This is a genomic window from Bacillus sp. HMSC036E02, from assembly GCF_001836235.1.
GTDB classification, from domain to species: Bacteria; Bacillota; Bacilli; order Bacillales; family Bacillaceae_G; genus Bacillus_A; species Bacillus_A cereus.
Window position 1 is genome coordinate 94,151 of sequence record NZ_KV827844.1, and the last position, 4,706, is coordinate 98,856.

Below are 4,706 nucleotides of genomic sequence, written 5' to 3' on the forward strand. Positions count from 1 at the left end.
ATATTCCATAGTAAAATATCCTCCTGCTATAATACAAATAATGGATAAAACAATTACCAATTTCTTTTTCATTTAAAATCCCCTTGTATTTGAATATAGTTAAAATATACCATGAAATGAGTTGAGACATATGAGTGAATTTAAAAAGAATCCAATTGCGACAGATGAAGATTATTTCAAACTATCAGATAACGTTTATAATAAAGATTTTTTGCACGAAGAGGCAAAAATCAAAGGATCTAATGGTCAAGAATGGAAAGTTATAGAAACATTTGATGCAGATGACACAAAAGTGAAAAATGGATTACAAGCAATCGCTGTAGTACCTGCAAATAAGTATAAGCCTGGTAAAAAACAGTATGACGATGTAATCATTGCATTCCGTGGTACTGAATTTGATAGATTCGATGGAGATAAAACCACAGATATAGTTCAAATTACACTTGGACAGAAAAAGAACCTTGGTGTAGCAGGCGGAAAAGCTCCGACATCATTTGATAGTGCATTAGAATTTACAGAAAAAATTAAGAAAAAATATAATCCTACTTCTATTCACACTACCGGACATAGTAAAGGTGCTGCTGAAGCCCAGTATGTAGCAGCAGAAATGAATTGTTATGCAACAACATATGCTGCACCAAATATTTATAGATTACTAAGTGATAAAGCAAAAAAACGAGTAGATGAAGGCGTAATGGAAAATAAAGTAGTAGATTATACTCATAAAGAAGATGCTGTAGGAAATTTCAATCAATTTGGAGCACCTATGATTGGTAAACAATTTACAACAAAAAGTAATGGAACAGATAGTATTCTCGCGGCTGTATTTATGGGACAACATCCAATGTCAACATTTCTAGAAATGTTCCACAATAATGGTAGTGTTCGACTAGAATTAGAACCAGATGATATCATTCGTCATGCAAAAGAGATACAAAAAATAAGCGATATATTATCTGATATTATTAGAAATATAGAAAGATTTCAACAACAAGAAGAAGAGGAAGTTGCGAAATTAAAGAGTCAATTGAAGCATGAGACAGGACCTGGAGGAAAATATCATCTGTTAGAAGAACATGAAGTAGATGAAGCAATTAGAGAGGTTGCAAAAATATCCCAAAACGGAAAAGACTATTTTTATGATATACAACTAGCAGAAGAACTAATTCATCTTTTACGGAAAAAACAAAAAGAATTGATTCATTTTGGAGATGATATTGCTTATGCAGCTAATTCATTACGAGATAAAGATAATCAATTAGGAACAAATTTTGAAGGACTGGCGGCGAGATAATATGATGGATTTTATAGGGGAAATTCAAAAAATAGAGAAAGAAATAGAAAAAGCTACAGTTGGTGCAGTTGGAACTATTATAGATGAGTTGCAAGCTGTTAAAAAGCAATTAGAAAAAGAAATGCAACAATCACTTTTAAAAACTGATGTAGCATTCAAAACAAATAGCATAGTAGCAAGCCAAAAACATGCCATTCAAAAAAACAAAGAAGCATTTCATGATGTATGCAAAAGTTTATCTGAACAAGGAATTGAATTAAACAAAAGTTTTGAAAGCAAAACAGGTAGTGCAATAAAAGAAACATTAAATAAACATCTCAATCAAATTCGAAATGAAATGATTTCTAAACAATATGATTTAATTAATAGTTGTGGAAAAAAATAAAAAATTTCTATTATTATTTTAATCTATATGTATTAGAAAAAGTCCCCTTATGTAGGACTTTTTCTAATACACGAATAGATGCTATATTATCAAGCATTGCTCCTGATTCCATTCTATGTAGCTTTAATTTCCTAAAAGCGAAATCTACAACAAGTTGAAGAGCCTCTATTGTATAGCCCTTAGCATTATGCTCCTTATCTAAAGTAAATCCCGTATAACAGCTTTGGAGGTCTCCCCTAACAATTTGAGTTAATGAAATGTCTCCGATCAGTTTATCATTTTCTCTTAAAAAGATTCCAAAAGGATTACTTGCCCTTCAGCTTTCTTTTTTCATACTTGTTCAAGACGTATTTTTTGATGTTATTTTGTATAAAAAACTTTTGCTATCAACCTGTTCGAAAAATTGATAAAGAATAAGAGATTGAAGGATGAAAACAGAAGACTACAAGGAAAACTGTATGAACAAATATAATGAAACAAGGCTCTTACTTTGTAGTGGTATCCACGAAGTAAGAGCCTTGTTTTTTCTACTCATTTTTTATATCAGTCTTGATTTTCCAATGGAAAGGCACAGAAAATCTACTACAGAAGTTGTGATGCCTCTAGGATTAACAAATTCTTTAAATTTCTGTGTACTACGTACAAGCCCTCTACTTTTGGCATGTGCCTCTAATTCAGCTCGAACTTGTATTGTATCCGGATTCATTTTTCTAAAGAATGTTCAGAATATTTACGAGCATTGATTTCAAGTTTTTAAAACTCATTTATTGTAACTGTAAAATGTGGCTTGAATTTTACTTCGATTTTTTTCTTTTCTTCTGTACCTAGAATGTATAGTGAATCATTACGAGTATATATTTCTTTCACTGATTCCATCTTGGTTTCTATGATACGTTTGTCTTCGTATAGCATTATTAATTCAACTGTTGCATCATAATAGAACATATTCATAACCAGTTCAAATCCAAGTTTATCAATTTTACTATATCGATACGCACCTGCACCTGGAATATAGTAATCTTCTGGTTCGCTTTCGAAAATTTCTAGTAACTCATGCTTATCATGTTTAATATCCAATATTCCTCAACCTTTTTGTCATAGATTACTTACTATGCTATTCATTCTATTCCTTTTTCTTTGCGGGAACAACTGTGATAACGTCACCTTTATCATTTATAACTACGTAGCCTTCGCCTCTAACGTATTTCCAAGTACCAGGATTGTCTCCTGGTTTGCGAGTGCCCGTTTTTATAATATCTTCAACTACATTTGGAGTCATTCCTCGAGGATCAACTTTTTTTAATTCTTCCATGTATTTATCTGATCCGAATGTATACCCTTTTCTTTCAGCTCGCTCACGTGCTCGTTTTGTAAGCTCCGCTCGAACTTGAACTGTATCAGGTGCCATTCTTTCAAGTGCATGTTCAGAGTACTTACGTCCATCAATGACGCCGCCACCTCTTGGCATACTCCATCCAATCTCTTCAGTTACCTTTGATACTTTTACTAAATCCTTCGCTTTTTGCTCTAACTCTTCATATTTACCAAATACTCGACCAATAACTTTAGGAGTGCCACCTACAACTGTAGAAACAGTTCCCCATACATAATCATTCGGCTCATATTTTCTGTCTGTGAAAAATTCTCTTCCATTTTATCTGGATCAACACGTACTTGCCTCAACTAATTTCCTTCCTTCACCTATATGTATAAAACTTCCAAATATAAGTATAGCAAATTGATAGAGTTGGTCCAGACATGATTCGTAAATGTGTACTTTTTAATATGTTAGCGGGCCCCATATTATTTAAATTAAGATGATTCAAGTCGGAGGAAGGCTCCTTAGGGTGTCTTTTCTTTATGAATAGAAAGCACGCCTATTTCCGTAGGTGTAGTAAATGATAACCCCTATTACCATTTATTTAAATATTTCTAAGTTGATATTATATAATTTAGATATATTTAAATTGTATTTTTATTATATAAGTAGTGCAAAAGAAGTTAGACTTTGTTATCATGTTCTACGAATTAAAATTATTTCAAGGAGGATTTTTTGTGTTTGGTATATTAAAAAAACAATGTCGATTCAATAAAATGTCGGCAATATCGTTAGGGATTTTTGTGTTTTATATGATTTTAAAGCAACTTATCGCACTAGTTTATTTCATTAGTGATGAACAGTTTGGCGGGATGAGCATTTCGTTTGACGCAATTGATTTGTTAGTTGTTCTAATAATTTATTTTTATTATCGTAGATCTAAAGAGCCTTTTACAAATCAAAATAATTTTACGATGAGTTTGCCAAAAAGCTTACTTTTAGGTCTAGTACTAACTGTAGTATGTAAATCCCTACCGCTGTTACTAGCAGACTTTATAAGTTTTCAGTCATCTAATCAAGTTGAATTAGAAAGCCAAGTAACGTTACCCATTTTAGTCTTCGCATTTTCTATTGCTCTAGTAGCACCCATTGGTGAAGAAATTGTCTATCGTGGTGTTATACAGCATGGAATTTTTAAAAATTCCTGGTTAGGTGTACTTGTTTCTTCAGCTATTTTTGCAGGTATGCATGTTAGTCTTCTTTCTTTAGAAACAATTCCATATTTCCTTTTGGGAATTGGTTTAGGTTGTACTTATAAGTTAACCGGGCGTTTATATGTGGGAATTATAATGCACATGATTAATAATTCGCTAGCAGTGATTGCTATTTATTATTTTTAACTAAAAGAATAAGAGAGAATATGCTACAGGTGAATATTAAGAAAATTAATTTGTTAATATCTTAACTCTATTTCAGACCGAACCGTCCGGTTTGAAATATTAATTCAAGTCAGAAGACACCTTTGGGTGTCTTTTTTTCTGCATTAAAAAGCCCACCTATTTTCCTAGGTAGGCCTTTTTTGATTTTGCATTAGCACGATGATATTATAACAAAACTCCTTAATCCTCAAACTCCCCGATTGTTCTTCTTTAATATACTTAAGATGATTCTATGTATATTAGTCTAAAGTACGAGCAGCTGCATAGAAT

General features: G+C 32.1%; 4 protein-coding genes and 3 pseudogenes. 3 read left to right on the forward strand and 4 right to left on the reverse strand.

Features of this window, described 5'->3' with window-relative positions:
• Positions 1–72, reverse strand: a pseudogene (locus tag HMPREF2590_RS31205) (DUF1433 domain-containing protein); the annotation flags it as partial.
• Positions 73–130: 58 nt separating this feature from the next.
• On the opposite strand from HMPREF2590_RS31205, the gene HMPREF2590_RS13450 reads away from it, so the two are divergent.
• Both HMPREF2590_RS13450 and HMPREF2590_RS13455 read left to right on the forward strand, forming a co-directional pair.
• Positions 131–1,294, forward strand: a complete 1,164-nt coding sequence (locus tag HMPREF2590_RS13450; RefSeq protein WP_050821703.1) for an alpha/beta hydrolase family protein — start codon at positions 131–133, stop codon at positions 1,292–1,294.
• A gap of 1 nt (position 1,295) precedes the next feature.
• Positions 1,296–1,679, forward strand: a complete 384-nt coding sequence (locus HMPREF2590_RS13455; protein ID WP_000968629.1) for a hypothetical protein — start codon at positions 1,296–1,298, stop codon at positions 1,677–1,679.
• Between the two features lie 13 nt (positions 1,680–1,692).
• Here the strand turns inward: HMPREF2590_RS13455 and HMPREF2590_RS28910 are convergent.
• From HMPREF2590_RS28910 to HMPREF2590_RS31090, 3 genes and pseudogenes are all read right to left on the reverse strand, one after another.
• Positions 1,693–2,069 (reverse strand): annotated as a pseudogene (locus HMPREF2590_RS28910) (GNAT family N-acetyltransferase); the annotation flags it as partial.
• A gap of 363 nt (positions 2,070–2,432) precedes the next feature.
• Positions 2,433–2,756, reverse strand: coding sequence for a hypothetical protein (locus HMPREF2590_RS13465; protein WP_003320345.1), 324 nt, complete (start codon positions 2,754–2,756; stop codon positions 2,433–2,435).
• A gap of 46 nt (positions 2,757–2,802) precedes the next feature.
• A pseudogene (locus HMPREF2590_RS31090) lies at positions 2,803–3,333 on the reverse strand (hypothetical protein); the annotation flags it as partial.
• 401 nt (positions 3,334–3,734) lie between these two features.
• On the opposite strand from HMPREF2590_RS31090, the gene HMPREF2590_RS13475 reads away from it, so the two are divergent.
• Positions 3,735–4,397, forward strand: a complete 663-nt coding sequence (locus tag HMPREF2590_RS13475) for a CPBP family intramembrane glutamic endopeptidase (protein ID WP_000467045.1) — start codon at positions 3,735–3,737, stop codon at positions 4,395–4,397.
• Positions 4,398–4,706: the final 309 nt, after the last annotated feature.

Bases quoted from the DNA above. Each gene is read 5' to 3' on its own strand.
- HMPREF2590_RS13450 (WP_050821703.1), top strand. From the start codon at position 131: ATGAGTGAATTTAAAAAGAATCCAATTGCGACAGATGAAGATTATTTC.
- HMPREF2590_RS13455 (WP_000968629.1), top strand. From the start codon at position 1,296: ATGATGGATTTTATAGGGGAAATTCAAAAAATAGAGAAAGAAATAGAA.